Consider the following 14,063-nt stretch of genomic DNA (forward strand, 5'->3'; position numbering starts at 1 on the left):
TCAGCCCGCCGCCGCCTTTACCGCCGCGCAGATGTCCTCGACCACGGACTCGACCAGGGCCTCGTCATCGCCCTCGGCCATGACCCGGATCAGCTTTTCCGTGCCCGACTTGCGCACCAGCACCCGGCCCTGCCCCTTCAGCCGGGCCTCGCCCCCGGCGATGGCGGCCTTGACGCTGGCGGCCTCCATCGGCTTGCCGGCGGCATAGCGGATATTCGTCAGGATCTGCGGCACCGGGTCGAACTGGCGTGCCAGCGCGCTCATCGGCCGACCGCTCTTGACCAGTACCGCCAGCACCTGCAGGGCCGAGACCAGGCCGTCGCCGGTGGTCGCATGGTCGCGCAGGATGATGTGACCCGACTGTTCACCGCCCACATTGAAGCCGCCCTCGCGCATGCGCTCCATCACATAGCGGTCGCCGACCTTGGTCCGCTCCAGTGTCAGACCGTCGGCCAGCAGCGCCCGCTCAAGACCCAGGTTGGACATGACAGTCGCCACCACACCGCCGCCTGTCAGCAGGCCCTGCTCCGACCAGTCGCGTGCGACCAGCGCCATGATCTGGTCGCCGTCGACGACCTGTCCCTTCTCGTCGCAGATGATCACCCGGTCGGCGTCGCCATCCAGCGCAATGCCGATATCGGCCCGGTGCAGGTTGACGGCGGCGCTCAGCGCCTGCGGATGGGTCGAGCCGCAATCCGCATTGATATTCAGGCCGTTGGGCTCGACGCCCAGCGGGAACACCTCGGCGCCCAGTTCGTAGAGGGTGGTCGGGGCCACGCGGTAGCCGGCCCCGTTGGCGCAGTCGATGACGATCCTGAGCCCCTTCAGGCTCAGGGCCTTGGGGAAGGTCGCCTTGGCCACCTCGATATAGCGCGCCTGGCTGTCGTCGATCCGCTTGACCCGCCCCAGCTTGTCCGCGGGCGCCAGGTCCTCGTCCAGCTCGGCGTCCATCATGGCCTCGATCTTCAGCTCGACCGAGTCCGACAGCTTGTAGCCGTCGGGTCCGAACAGCTTGATGCCATTGTCCATGAAGGCGTTGTGCGAGGCCGAGATCATCACGCCCAGATCGGCGCGCATCGAGCGGGTCATCATGGCCACGCCCGGCGTCGGCAGGGGGCCGAAGGTGATGACATCCATGCCCGCGCTGGCGAAACCCGCCACCAGGGCCGGCTCGATCATATAGCCCGACAGGCGCGTATCCTTGCCGATCACCACCAGATGGCGCCGGTCATCCTCGGACATGAACAGCCGCCCGGCCGCAAGGCCCACACGCAGCGCCACCTCGGGTGTCATGGGGTGACTGTTGGCCCGGCCCCGGATACCATCGGTACCGAAATAGCGTCTCTCGGCCATGGAAATCCTTTCGCCGCTGTCGTCCGTGTGCGTCCCGGTCAGGCACGGAAACCTTGCGAAACCGCAATTTAGGTGTCACGCCCCGACGTTCTGGCCTAGGGGAGGTGCCGCCTCTCCCGGGCGAAAAACGGCTTAGACCGTCACAGGGGCGTGGGTAAAGCCATGGTTTCCTGATGGTCTGTGATGAGGAACTGGACACATGTGCGGCATCATCGGCGTCACCGGAACCGGCCAGGCCGTTCCCCGTCTGATCGAAAGCCTCAAACGCCTCGAATACCGGGGCTATGACTCGGCGGGCGTAGCCGCCCTCGTTGACGGGCGCATCGAGCGCCGTCGGGCCAAGGGCAAGATCGCCGCTCTGGAATCCGTGCTGAAGGCCGAACCCCTGGCCTCGACGGTCGGCATCGGCCACACGCGCTGGGCCACCCACGGCGCCCCGACGACCCAGAACGCCCACCCGCACAAGGCCGGCCGGGTGACGCTGGTCCACAACGGCATCATCGAGAATTTCGCCGAGCTCAAGCACGAGCTGCAGGGTCTGGGCCACACCTTCGAGAGCCAGACCGACACCGAGGTGGTCGCCCACCTGCTCGACCGCGCGCTCGGCGGCGGCAATGACCCGGTGGTGGCCTTCAAGGCGGTCCTCGACCGGCTGAGCGGCGCCTACGCCCTGGCCGTGCTGGTCGAGGGCGAGGACGGCCTGATCCTCGGCGCCCGGCGCGGCAGCCCGCTGGTCGTCGGCTGGGGCGAGGGCGAAATGTACCTCGGCTCGGATGCCCTGGCGGTCGGCCCCTTCACCCAGACCATCAGCTATCTGGAAGAGGGCGACTATGTTGCGCTCGACCGGTCCGGCGCGCGCATGTTCGATGCCGACGGCGAGGCCGTGGACCGCCCGGTGGTCGTGGTCTCCGCCTCGGCCGCCCAGGTCGAGAAGGGCGAGTACCGCCACTTCATGGAAAAGGAGATCCACGAACAGCCCGACAGCGTCCAGCGCACGCTCTCGGCCTATCTGGATTTCGTCAACGGCCGCGTGCTCAAGCAGGACGTCGACTTCTCCAGGGTGTCGCGCATCCAGATCGTCGCCTGTGGCACGGCCTTCTATGCCGCCCAGATCGGCCGCTACGCCTTCGAGAAACTGGCGGGCCTGCCCTGCGACGTCGAGATTGCCTCCGAATTCCGCTATCGCCAGCCGGCCCTGATGCCCGACACCCTGGCGGTGGCCGTCAGCCAGTCCGGCGAGACCGCCGACACCCTGGCCTGCCTGACCTGGTGCAAGGGACTTGGGCTGCCGACCGCGGCCCTCGTCAATGTGCACAGCTCGTCCATGGCGCGCGAGGCACAGTATCTGTGGCCCACCCACGCCGGGCCCGAGATCGGTGTCGCCTCGACCAAGGCTTTCACCGCCCAGGTCGCCGGCCTGCTCGCCCTGGCCGTGACGGCTGGCGTCGTCCGTGGCCGGATCGGCCCTGACGAGGAATCCCGGCTGGTCCAGGCCCTGTTCGAGTCGCCCCGCCTGATCGCCGAGGCGCTGCAGATGGAAGACCGCATGCGCGACGTCGCGCATGAGCTGTCGCGCGCCACCGACGTCCTGTTCCTCGGTCGGGGCCCCATGTTCCCGCTGGCCATGGAAGGCGCGCTGAAGCTCAAGGAGATCAGCTACATCCATGCCGAGGGCTATGCCGCCGGCGAGCTCAAGCACGGCCCGATCGCCCTGATCGACGAGGAAACCCCCACGGTCGCCCTCGCGCCCCGGGACGACCTGTTCGAAAAGACCGCCTCCAATCTTCAGGAAGTTGCCGCGCGCGGTGGGCCGGTGGTGATGATCGCCCCGCTGTCGGCGCCGACGCCGCACGGCACCGGCATCACCCGCATCGAGGCGCCCGAGTGCCACCCCCTGATCGCGCCGCTGGTCTATGCCGTTCCGGTGCAGATGCTGGCCTATTTCACCGCCGTCCATAAGGGCACCGACGTCGACCAGCCCCGGAACCTTGCCAAGTCCGTCACGGTTGAGTGATCCCGTACAGGAGCCCTTCATGACCACCACGCCCGCACGCCTGCGCAAGGCTGTCCTTCCCGTCGCCGGTCTCGGCACCCGGGTCCTGCCCGGCACCAAGACCACGCCCAAGGAGCTGCTGAACGTCGTTGACCGGCCGATCCTCAGCTACATCGTCGAGGAAGCGCGCGAGGCCGGGATCGAGCACATCGTCTTCGTGACGGGGCGCGCCAAGGCGGCCATTGAGGACTATTTCGACCACCAGATCGAGCTGGAGGCCCAGCTGGAGGCCAAGGGCAAGACCGACATCCTCGAGATGATGAACGCCGAACTGGCCCAGGCCGGCGAGATGAGCTTCACCCGCCAGATGCAGCCCAAGGGCCTCGGACACGCCGTCTGGTGCGCCCGCGACATCATCGGCGACGAGCCCTTCGCCGTCATCCTGCCCGACGTGATCGTCGATGGTCAGCCGGGCGCCCTTAAACAGCTGGCCGACGTCTATGCCGAGGTCGGCGGCAATGTCATCGGCGTAGAACAGGTGCCCGAGGCCGACACCCACAAATACGGCATCGTCGACCCGGCCGAGCGGAACGGCCGCCGCATCTCCATGAAGGGCATGGTCGAAAAGCCCCCGCGCGGCGAGGCGCCCTCGAACCTGTCGATCTCGGGCCGCTACATCCTCCAGCCGCAGATCTTCGACCTGCTGGCGACCCAGGGCCGGGGCGCCGGCGGAGAAATCCAGCTGACCGACGCCATGGCCCGCCTGATGCAGGACCAGGCCTTCACCGCCTATGAGTATGAGGGCAACACCCACGACTGCGGCGACAAGATCGGCCTGCTGCGCGCCAATGTGGCCCTCGCGCTCAAGCGCCCCGACCTCGGCGATGCCGCCCGCGAGGCGATCGCGGCCCTGCTCTAGATACTGGACCCTCCGCTCATCCCCGCGAAAGCGGGGACCCAGAACTGTTATTGCGCAGGACGTTTGGGATGACTGTCAGTGGGCCAGGAGACAAGTCGGACGGACCAAAACACTGGGTCCCCGCTTTCGCGGGGATGAGCGGTGGAGAGTGCAAACCCTCCGGGGCCTTAATCGTGACGGGTTCTGTGTTATAAGCCCCGCCTTTCCACCCGCCCCGCCCGCCTCGACAGGATGCCTTCCGTGAGCGCCACGCTCGATCTGTCCCGCGCCTCCCATAAGGCCGCCGCGCCCGTCAACCTCTCGGGCCTGACGCGCGAGGGCCTGCGTCAGGCCCTGATCGACGCCGACATCTGCCCGCCGGAAAAGGCGCGGATGCGGGCCTCCCAGATCTGGGGCTGGATCCACAACCACGGCGTCACCGACTTCGACGCCATGAGCAATGTCGCCCGCGAAACGCGCGAGCGGCTGGCCGCCGCCTTCACCCTGGCCCGCCCCGAAATCGTCGAGCGTCAGGTGTCGAACGACGGCACCCGCAAATGGCTGATCCGCACCGCCCCGGGCATCGAGATCGAGACCGTCTACATCCCCGATGTGGGCCGGGCCGGCGCCCTGTGCGTGTCCAGCCAGGTCGGCTGCACCCTCAACTGCACCTTCTGCCACACGGGCACGCAAAAGCTGGTCCGCAACCTGACGGCGGCCGAGATCGTCGCCCAGGTCCAGGTCGCCCGCGACGACCTCGGCGAATGGCCGTCCCCCAAGGAAGACCGCCGCCTGTCGAACATCGTCTTCATGGGCATGGGCGAGCCGCTCTACAATCTCGACAACGTCGCCGACGCCATCGACATCATTTCCGACAATGAGGGCATCGCCCTGTCGCGGCGCCGGATCACCGTCTCGACCTCGGGCGTCGTGCCCCAGCTGCAGGCGCTGGGCGAGCGCACCCAGGCCATGCTGGCCATCAGCCTGCACGCCACCAACGATCCCCTGCGCGATGTGCTGGTGCCGCTGAACAAGAAGTATGACCTCGAGGCCCTGATGGCCGGCATCCGCGCCTATCCCGGCCTGTCGAATGCCCGTCGTGTGACCTTCGAATACGTCATGCTGAAGGGCGTCAACGACAGCCCCGAGGAAGCCCGCGCCCTGCTCAATCTGATCAAGGGCATCCCGGCCAAGATCAACCTGATCCCGTTCAACCCCTGGCCCGGCACTGACTATCAGTGCTCGGACTGGAAGACGATCGAACGCTTCGCCGCCATCCTGAACAAGGCCGGCTACGCCAGCCCGATCCGCACCCCCCGCGGCCGCGACATCCTCGCCGCCTGCGGCCAGCTGAAAAGCGAAAGCGAAAAGGTCCGGGCCAGCACTCTCAGGAAAGCGGAGCAGGACGCGGCGTAGGCACTTGCCGCCTGTCCCAGCGATGATCCGCCGGCCCAATTGGGGAAATGCTGATCGATCCGGTGCATAACCGCATCGACGACCCTTGCTCAGTGCCAGGCGTTGCGGCAGCAACAGGGGGGACGGGAAATGCGCCCGAACGCCCCCTGCGCGCTGCGCAGCGTGTCGACAGGTGGAAGCGGTTCGTTGGACTGACCCCAGCGAACCGCGCCTGCTGACAGACATTAGGTAATCTAACCGTCTCCGCCTCCATAGACTGATTAGACCGATATCTGCGGACACGACCGTCCGGCCTGTGGAAAGGTGGAGGAAACATCCTTCCGATGATGTGGGATGGTTGGACCACTGGGCTCTGCGAGCACTCCCATGGCAGAGCTATGTGCAGGAGGTCTGCCCGGTCTCGCGCCCGCTGAAGAAGGAAAGTGCCGCCCTCGCGGCCAAACCCACCCGCCCGACGCCGGACTGAGCGCGGATGTGCCGCCCCTGTCTCCTCCCCACCTCTGGTGGGGAGGGGGACCGCGGAGCGGTGGAGGGGTTCTTTAACGCAGGTCCGCCCTCAAGAGCCCCTCCGTCTCGGTGGCTATCGCCCCCGATCCACCTCCCCAGCTTCGCTAGGGAGGAGACGGCTGTTGCAATACCTGCGCCCCAATTTCCTAGCCCTTTCAACATCCCCACCGGTTCCCGAACCGTCCTTCCCGCCCTGGCTCGCGCATCGCCGATACTGTCCGGTTGCCGAAATCCCCCGCGAGCGCAGACATGATTTCAGACCATTCAGACCATTCAGACGGTCTTTTCCCGAATTCAGACGGTTCAGACGGTTCAGACCGTAATCTTTCGTCACAGACTGTGGCCCCGCGGCGCTTGCGGATTGGGGCTGGATTGGGGCAAGGACAGACGACGGCGGGTTCGCCGTGATCGTCAGGCCTCTCGCTCTCCGGTTTCATGGACTCCTCGTCCCTCTCCAGCGTTCTGACCAGTCCCGAAGTCCAGGCCTTTGCCCTGGGCTTCCCGCGGCTCATGACCCATCTGGCGGTGACCATCGCCCTCCTTGTGCTGGGGGCGACCCTCTATGCCCTGCTGACGCCCTGGAAAGAGGTCGCCTTGATCCGCGAGGGCAATTCGGCCGCCGCCGTGGCCTTTGCCGGGGTGCTGGTCGGCCTCGCCGTGCCGCTGGCCGTCAGCCTGTCGGTCTCCACCTCCATCCGCGACATCGTCATCTGGGGGGTGGCGACGGTGGTGCTGCAGCTGTTCGTCTTCCGGCTGGTCGACATGCTGCTGACCGGCCTGCCCCAGCGCATCCGCGAGGGCGAGGTCTCGGCCGCCGTGCTGCTGGTGGGGGCCAAGCTGGCCACAGCCCTGATCCTGGCCGCCGCCCTGTCGGGCTAGGGGGCCGGATGTCGCGACTGACCGACTGGGCCTTCTACGGTCTTCTGGCGATGGCGATCCTGGTCTGGGCGCTGCATCTGCGCGAGGAAGTCTACACCCCGCCGCCGCCGCCCGAGCCGGATGAGGTCGAGGGCGCCCTGCTGGGGCCGATCACCCCGTTTGATCCGGCTATCACCCTGAATGCGCCGGACATTCCCTTCCAGCCCGCCTCGGGCACGGCCTTCGCCATTGCCGGCGAGGGCCGCTGGGTCACCGCCCGTCACGTGGTCGAGGGCTGTCGCAAGCCGGCCCTGATGGTCGGCGGCGGCCGGGCCGTCGCGGCCAGTGTGCGGCTGGCGCCCCGGGCCGATGTGGCGGTCCTGATCACCGAGGGCGGGCCCGACCCCCTGCCGGTCGAGGTCGCGCCGGAACTGCGCAAGGGCCAGCGGGGCTTCCACCCCGGCTATCCGCAGGGCCATGCCGGGGAGGTCACCTCGCGTCTCCTGGGGCGAGAGACCTTCCGGGTGCGCGGTCGCGGCCAGCGGGACGAGCCGGTGCTGGCCTGGGCCGAGGTGGGTCGCACCGCCGGGCTTAAGGGCACCCTGTCCGGCCTGTCCGGAGCGCCCGTTCTGGACCGCCGGGGCCGGGTGCTGGGCGTGACCATCGCCGAGGCTCCGCGCCGCGGCCGGATCTATACGACCGCGCCCGATACCTTCGGCCCGGCCATCCGGGGCATGTCCGACCGGCGCGCCCGCCCGCAGGCAGAGCCGGTCACCCTGGCCAACTACGGCCGCGTCGCCGACGCCCTCCGCCGCGACCTCCGCGTCGCCCAGGTGGTCTGCCTGTCGGCCTAGAGCCGCGTCAGTCGTCGAACACAGCGACGCCCACCTCGCCTTCGGGGGTCAGCCAGGCGCGCTTCATGCCCTGGCTGTTGTAGGGGTCGGCGTGGTGGCCCTCGCGGTCCAGGGCGATCAGGCCGCCGTCGCCACCCATGGCGCCGATGGCGTCGATCACGGCCTGTCCGGCCGCCTCGACCGACTGGCCCGAGGCTACCCGCCAGGCGACCTGGGCGGCCGCGGCGGTGCGGATGAAGTACTCGCCCTGACCGGTCGAGGAGATGGCGGCGTGGCCGTCGGCCCAGGTGCCGCTGGCGGGCAGGGGAGTGTCGCCGACCCGGCCCGGCAGCTTGCCGAACACCCCGGCGGTCGAGGTGGCGGCCGCCAGCCGGCCCTGCGCGTCCAGCACGCAGCAGCCGACCGTGCCGTGCGCGAGCGTCCCGGGGGGATGGTTGTCCTCGCCCTGACCGGCTCGGGTGAACCAGTCCTCGCCGCCCGGGACCGGCTCCAGCTTCCGGCCCTCGCAGAAGCGGCGCGCGCCCTCGCCGACCAGCAGGACGTGCGGGGTGTGGTCCATCACCGCGCGGGCGGCCCGCACTGGATTGCGGAAGCCCTGCAGGGCCGCGATGCCCCCGGCGCGACCCGTGGCGCCGTCCATCAGGCTGGCGTCCAGCTCATAGTCCCCGTCCAGATTGGGCGAGGCGCCCCGCCCGGCGACATAGAGGCCCGAGTCCTCCAGCAGGCAGACGGCCTCGACCGCTACGTCCAGCGCGGCCTCGCCGGCCTCCAGCCGGACCTGCATGGCACGCACCACCTCGGCCATGTGGGCGCGCTCGGCGGTATAGTCGCGGCTGCGCCGGGCACCGGCGCCGCCGTGCAGGATCAGGGCGGGTCGCGTCATGGAGTGTCTCCGCTGTCCGGCCGGGCCGGTTCTTGTCTTTCCAGTTCGGGGCCGGAGCGTTACCGTCCGGAGCATCGGGGTGGCAAGCCGTCGCTCCGTCCGGATTCCCCTACGCCGAAAGGTCCTCCATGCGCGCAGTCCTGTCCAAGGCCCCTGGTGGCCCCGAAACCCTGGTGGTCGAGGAGGTCTCCGACCCGACCCCGAAGAAGGGCGAGGTGATCATCGAGGTCAAGGCGGTCGGCATCAACTATCCCGACACCCTGATCATCGAGGACAGGTACCAGTTCCGGCCCGAGCGCCCCTTCGCGCCCGGCGCCGAGATCGCGGGCGTGGTCGAGGCGATCGGCGAGGGTGTGAAGGGCGTGCACAAGGGCGACCGGGTCATCGCCGTGCCCGGCTGGGGCGGACTGGTCGAGCGGATCGCCGTGCCCGCCGCCACCGTCATCCCCATTCCGAAGGAGATGGACTTCGAGACGGCCGCCGCCCTGATCATGACCTATGGCACCAGCTATTACGCCCTGAAGGACCGGGCGAAGCTGCAGCCCGGAGAGACCCTTCTGGTGCTGGGCGCCGCCGGCGGGGTGGGCGCCGCGGCTGTCGAACTGGGCAAGGCCATGGGCGCGCGCGTCGTGGCAGCCGCCTCGACCAATGAGAAGGTCGAGTTCGCGCTGGAGCTCGGCGCCGACAACGGTCTGATCTATCCCTCCGGGCCGATGGACAAGGCGGCCCGGAAGGAGCTGTCGGGCGAGCTGAAACTGGCCACCGGCCGCGACGGGGCCGATGTCGTCTATGACGCCGTGGGCGGGGACTATGCCGAGCCGGCGCTTCGGGCCATGGACTGGTGCGGGCGCTATCTGGTGGTGGGCTTCCCGGCCGGGATCCCGTCGCTGCCGCTGAACCTGACCCTGTTGAAGTCCGTGGCCGTGATCGGGGTTTTCTGGGGCGCTGCCGTCATGCGCGACCCGGCGGCCCATGCCGCCAATATGGCCGACCTGATGACGCTGTGGAGCGAGGGCAAGATCCGCCCGCGTGTCAGCCGCACCTTCCCGCTGCACCGCGCGCACGAGGCCATCCAGGCCCTCGGCGACCGTTCGGCCATGGGCAAGATCGTGGTGACGGTCGAGCCATGACGCTGGCGCTGGCCGCCGGTCTCGGCCTGGAGGCGGCCGGTGAGCGGCTGTCCCGGACCGGTCGCACCCGTGTGCCGGGCCTGCTGGGCGAGGGCGCCGAGGTCCTGCATGAGGCCCTGACCGGGCCCGACATGGTCTGGTACCGGGCCATTCGCAATCCGTTCAACGCCGATGTGCCCGTCGCCGTATTCGAGGCGGAACCGGTCGCCGAACAGGCGCGGCTGTATGGCATGGCCCATGAGGAGGCGACCGAGGGCTTCCAGTTCATCTTCGACCGCATCCGGCTGGGCCAGGCGCGGACCATGGAGATGCCGCTGCCTCCGGCGCTGTACGAGCTGCACGATCTGTTCAACAGCGAGGCCTTCCTCGGCATGGCGCGCCGCCTGACGGGCGACGACCGGATCGCCTATGTCGACGCCCAGCCGACCCGCTACATGCCGGGCCATTTCCTGAACGGCCATACGGACGCCCACGACGATGCCGGACGGCTCTATGCCTATGTGCTGAACCTGTCGCCGCGCTGGCGGGCGGAGTGGGGCGGCCTGCTGATGTTCCTGGACGAGGGCGGGGCGGTGACCGAGACCTTCATGCCCGCCTTCGGCACCCTGAACGTCTTCCGCGTGCCCCAGGACCATGCGGTGTCCATGGTGGCGCCCTTCGCGGGGGCGCCGCGCTATTCGGTCACGGGATGGTGGCGGACCCGGTCCCCGGCCTGAGGCTACAGTCCCCGGCCAGCCGCGTCAGCGCCTCGCGCGCCGCCTCGCGGTGGCGCGACCGGATATGGGCGGACAGGGTCGCGACCACGGCCGCGATCACGGCAGCATCATCGGTAAACCCGATCCCGGCCAGGACGTCCGGAATGGCATCGATGGGCAGGACGAAATAGGCCAGCGCCGCCAGCATCATCCCCTTGGCCCCGGTCGGGGTTTCCGGGTCCCGCGCCGCGTACCAGACGCTCAGCAGGTGATCGGCAAAGGGTACCCGCGCCAGGCTGCGCCGCAGCTTTGGCCAGAAGCGGCGCTCGACGCGCACCTCGTCGACCTTGTCGATGCGCTGGATGAGGGCGCGGCCGCGGGCGATTTCCGCGTTTCGCGATTTGGCATGTCCGAACATGCGTCCTAAATCGTTCGCGACCCCTTCCGGTTCAATCCCAGAGACAAAGGATCTCCTGATGAAACTCGACTCCTCCATTGCCGCCGTCGTCACCGGGGGGGCCTCGGGCCTGGGCGAGGGCACGGCCCGCGCGCTGGCGGCCAGGGGGGTCAAGGTCGCCCTGTTCGACCTGAACGAAGAGGCAGGCGAGAAAATCGCGGCCGAGATCGGCGGCGTGTTCTGCAAGGTCGATGTGACGTCGGACGCCGACGTGGCCGCAGGCTTCGAAAAGGCCCGCGCCGCCCATGGCCAGGAGCGCCTGACCGTCAATTGCGCCGGCATCGCCACCGGCCAGAAGACCGTCAGCCGCAAGCGCGACACGGGCGAACTGCGCGCCCACGACATGGACAGCTTCGAGCGCACCGTCCGCATCAATCTGTTCGGCACCTTCCGGGTGCTCAGCCAGTCGGCGCTGGGCATGGTGGCGGCCGAGCCCATGGCCGACGGCGAGCGCGGCCTGATCGTCAATACCGCCTCGGTCGCGGCCCAGGACGGACAGATCGGCCAGGCGGCCTATTCGGCCTCCAAGGGCGGCGTCTATGCCATGACCCTGCCGGTCGCCCGGGACCTGGCCCAGGAAGGCGTGCGCGTGAACACCATCCTGCCCGGCATCATGTGGACGCCGATGATGGCCGGCATGGACCAGAAGATCCAGGACGCCCTGGCCGCCGCCATCCCCTTCCCCAGCCGTCTGGGCACGCCGGCCGACTATGCCGCCCTGGCCCTGCACCTGGCCGAAAACGTCTACATCAACGGCGAATGCATCCGGCTTGACGGCGCTATCCGTTTGGCGCCGAGGTAATTTTCAAAAGGCCCTTGCAGGCCCCGCCCCGCCTCGGCTATACGCCCCGCTCTCGACTGAGAGTGCGGGCGTAGCTCAGGGGTAGAGCATCACCTTGCCAAGGTGAGGGTCGGGCGTTCGAATCGCCTCGCCCGCTCCAGTCGACCTTCGGAAGAGGCCCGGCGCGCGCCGGGCTTTTTTTCGTTTTTGCGGCCATGGGCCCGCCTGATTGCCAAGGTGAGGGTCGGGCGTTCGAATCGCCTCGCCCGCTCCAGTCGAAGGGCATGACGGGCTCCGCCACGGCGGGGCCCTTGTCGTATCCGGGCTCCGGTTCTGCCCACGCATTGGCCGCTTGATCCCCGACCGATTGCGGCTCACCTTCCCGGACGGGGAGGGTCTGTGATGTCCGAGTCTCTGCACGAGGTGGCCGCGCGCCGGCTGGATGCCTTCGTCGACGCCTCCTTCGCCTTCGCCCTGACCCTGCTGGTCATTTCCGGGTCGCGCCCGCTGGAAACCTATGCCGATCTGGACATGGCCCTGGGGCGGGTGCCGGCCTTTGCCGCGGGCTTTGCCCTGCTGGCCCTGTTCTGGTCGGCCCACCGGCGCTTCGGGCGGATGACCGCCGCCCGCGACGGGGCCATCACCCTGATCAGCCTGATGATCGTCTTCACGGTGATGATCTATGTCTTTCCCCTGCGCCTGCTGACGGAGACGGGGGCCAGCTGGATGACCGGCGGTCTGGTGCCGGGGCGCGAGCGGATCACCACGCTGGGCGACCTGCGCGGCATCTTTGTCACCTATGGCCTGGGGTTCGCCTTCCTGAGCGGCCTCTATGCGCTGCTGCACCATGTGGCGCGCCCGACGGCGGTCGACGCGTCGTCCCGGGTTGCCCTCATTCGCGGGCGGGACATCTGGGCGATCTGCGGCGCCGCCGGACTGGCCTCGGCCGGGCTCGCGGCCCTGCCGCTGCTTCGGCACATGCCGTGGCTGCCGGGATTTGCCTACTGGCTGATCCCGGCCGGCATCGGCCTCTATTACGGGCGGGTCGGCAAGCGCCCGGTCAGCGAGGAGCCGTCGCCCGTCCAACGGCCCCCTCTTGACGGTCCTGCCTAGAGCCCCAGGGCCTCGCGGATCACGCGCCAGTCGACGATCTTGAAGTTCTGCTGGCCGGGGTTGGGCACGTCCTCGTGATCGTGGAACGCGATCGCACCCTCGGGGAACGGACCGATGGGGCCCGAGAAGGCGCTGAGGCCATCGGTCTGGGTTACGCCGTCGATCGTCGGCCCGTCGACGATCGCAAACCGACCGACATAGAAGTGGCGCTGGCCCTGAATCCGGTAGACCGGATAGGTGCTGTCGCCCTGGCTGGAGATGATGAGGTAGTCGACCCCCCGATCCTGCAGGATCGTCAGCCCCTCCACGTCGTCCTTGATGCGGATCCGGTCCACGCCGGCGACCTCGAGGGCCTCGGTTGGCCCCGACGGATCGAAATCGAACCGCCAGACGCCGACGTCCTCCTCGCCGACATACAGCATGTCGGCGGCGTCATGGACGACGCACCCCTCCAGCTGGCTGCCCAGGGTCAGGACCCGCTCGGGCCCGATCACCGGGCCCTGCGGCCCGTCGGCGATGGACATCTGGTGAACCGTGCCGGCCTTGGTGGTCACGACCAGATAGAAGCCGTCGTCCCGCCGCCCCATGCAAAAGCCATAGGGCTCGTAGGTCGTGGGCAGGAAGCCGTAGTCCGCCGTCGTCAGGGTCGCCGGATCGAACAGATAGAGGTTCACGCCGTTGGCGCCCGGCGCGTCATTGCTGGCGGCGACCAGCACCCGCAGGCCACGGGCCGTGGGGAAGTCGGCGCGAAGGTCGACATTGTTGACCGGGCCCGAGGGCAGGAACTGGCGGACCGACCCGTCCAGGTTGTGGACATACAGGCCGTCCGACTTGTCGGTGCCGAACATCACGGCGCGCGTCGGGTCGCGCGGGTCCGCCCACAGCGCAGGATCGTCGGCGTCCACTTCCGGGTCGGTCGTGACCAGTGTCTCGATACTGGCCGTGACGGCGCGCGCGGGGTCGCCCGGGGCGAACATCCCCTGCGGGCCGCGGTCCTCGCTCGTCGCGCAGGCCGACAGGCCGAGGGCTATGGTGGTCAGGATCAGGCCGAGGGCGCGCATGGCGGAAAGCTCCGGAAAGGGTGTGCGCCGCCTGTACACGGCAGACCGTCACAATCAAGAAAAA

The 14,063-nt window shown here is 68.7% G+C and carries 13 protein-coding genes and 1 tRNA gene; 10 read left to right on the top strand and 4 right to left on the bottom strand.

Annotated features, from left to right (window positions below):
* Complete coding sequence (gene glmM, locus J7346_RS06220; protein ID WP_209118838.1) at positions 1-1,353, bottom strand: phosphoglucosamine mutase; 1,353 nt, start codon at positions 1,351-1,353, stop codon at positions 1-3.
* A 199-nt stretch (positions 1,354-1,552) separates the two neighbouring features.
* Here glmM and glmS point away from each other — a divergent pair, with 199 nt between their 5' ends.
* The 5 genes from glmS to J7346_RS06245 all read left to right on the top strand — a co-directional run bounded on the left by glmS (position 1,553) and on the right by J7346_RS06245 (position 7,879).
* Complete coding sequence (glmS, locus tag J7346_RS06225; protein ID WP_209118839.1) at positions 1,553-3,367, top strand: glutamine--fructose-6-phosphate transaminase (isomerizing); 1,815 nt, start codon at positions 1,553-1,555, stop codon at positions 3,365-3,367.
* Positions 3,368-3,386: 19 nt separating this feature from the next.
* Complete coding sequence (gene galU, locus J7346_RS06230) at positions 3,387-4,265, top strand: UTP--glucose-1-phosphate uridylyltransferase GalU (protein ID WP_209118841.1); 879 nt, start codon at positions 3,387-3,389, stop codon at positions 4,263-4,265.
* 240 nt (positions 4,266-4,505) lie between these two features.
* Positions 4,506-5,660 (top strand): 23S rRNA (adenine(2503)-C(2))-methyltransferase RlmN, encoded by a 1,155-nt coding sequence (rlmN, locus tag J7346_RS06235; RefSeq protein ID WP_209118843.1) that lies wholly within the window; start codon positions 4,506-4,508, stop codon positions 5,658-5,660.
* A gap of 942 nt (positions 5,661-6,602) precedes the next feature.
* Positions 6,603-7,046, top strand: a complete 444-nt coding sequence (locus J7346_RS06240; RefSeq protein WP_209118845.1) for a DUF350 domain-containing protein — start codon at positions 6,603-6,605, stop codon at positions 7,044-7,046.
* Positions 7,047-7,054: 8 nt separating this feature from the next.
* A complete protein-coding gene (locus tag J7346_RS06245) occupies positions 7,055-7,879 on the top strand; it encodes a serine protease (protein ID WP_209118847.1) in 825 nt (274 codons plus the stop codon).
* 7 nt (positions 7,880-7,886) lie between these two features.
* On the opposite strand, the gene J7346_RS06250 is transcribed toward J7346_RS06245, so the two are convergent.
* Positions 7,887-8,762 carry an isoaspartyl peptidase/L-asparaginase gene (locus tag J7346_RS06250; RefSeq protein WP_209118849.1) on the bottom strand — a complete coding sequence of 292 codons (876 nt, stop codon included), beginning with the start codon at positions 8,760-8,762 and terminating at the stop codon, positions 7,887-7,889.
* 128 nt (positions 8,763-8,890) lie between these two features.
* Between J7346_RS06250 and J7346_RS06255 the strand changes: the two genes are divergently transcribed.
* Complete coding sequence (locus J7346_RS06255) at positions 8,891-9,892, top strand: NADPH:quinone oxidoreductase family protein (protein WP_209118851.1); 1,002 nt, start codon at positions 8,891-8,893, stop codon at positions 9,890-9,892.
* Complete coding sequence (locus J7346_RS06260) at positions 9,889-10,608, top strand: 2OG-Fe(II) oxygenase family protein (protein ID WP_209118853.1); 720 nt, start codon at positions 9,889-9,891, stop codon at positions 10,606-10,608. The genes J7346_RS06255 and J7346_RS06260 overlap by 4 nt, the downstream gene beginning before the upstream one ends.
* On the opposite strand, the gene J7346_RS06265 is transcribed toward J7346_RS06260, so the two are convergent.
* Entirely contained in the window at positions 10,574-11,005 is a 432-nt protein-coding gene (locus J7346_RS06265) for a YkvA family protein (protein WP_209118855.1), read from the bottom strand. The genes J7346_RS06260 and J7346_RS06265 overlap by 35 nt on opposite strands.
* Before the next feature lie 58 nt (positions 11,006-11,063).
* Here J7346_RS06265 and J7346_RS06270 point away from each other — a divergent pair, with 58 nt between their 5' ends.
* From J7346_RS06270 to J7346_RS06280, 3 genes are all read left to right on the top strand, one after another.
* A complete protein-coding gene (locus tag J7346_RS06270; RefSeq protein ID WP_209118857.1) occupies positions 11,064-11,846 on the top strand; it encodes an SDR family oxidoreductase in 783 nt (260 codons plus the stop codon).
* Between the two features lie 64 nt (positions 11,847-11,910).
* Positions 11,911-11,985 (top strand) — tRNA-Gly (locus J7346_RS06275).
* Positions 11,986-12,227: 242 nt separating this feature from the next.
* On the top strand, positions 12,228-12,938 hold the full coding sequence (locus J7346_RS06280; protein ID WP_209118859.1) for a TMEM175 family protein: 711 nt from the start codon (positions 12,228-12,230) through the stop codon (positions 12,936-12,938).
* Here J7346_RS06280 and J7346_RS06285 read toward each other — a convergent pair.
* Positions 12,935-13,999, bottom strand: coding sequence for a phytase (locus J7346_RS06285; protein ID WP_209118861.1), 1,065 nt, complete (start codon positions 13,997-13,999; stop codon positions 12,935-12,937). The genes J7346_RS06280 and J7346_RS06285 overlap by 4 nt on opposite strands.
* Between the last annotated feature and the right edge of the window lie 64 nt (positions 14,000-14,063).

It is taken from the genome of Brevundimonas sp. A19_0 (assembly GCF_017744255.1).
Classification (GTDB): domain Bacteria; phylum Pseudomonadota; class Alphaproteobacteria; order Caulobacterales; family Caulobacteraceae; genus Brevundimonas.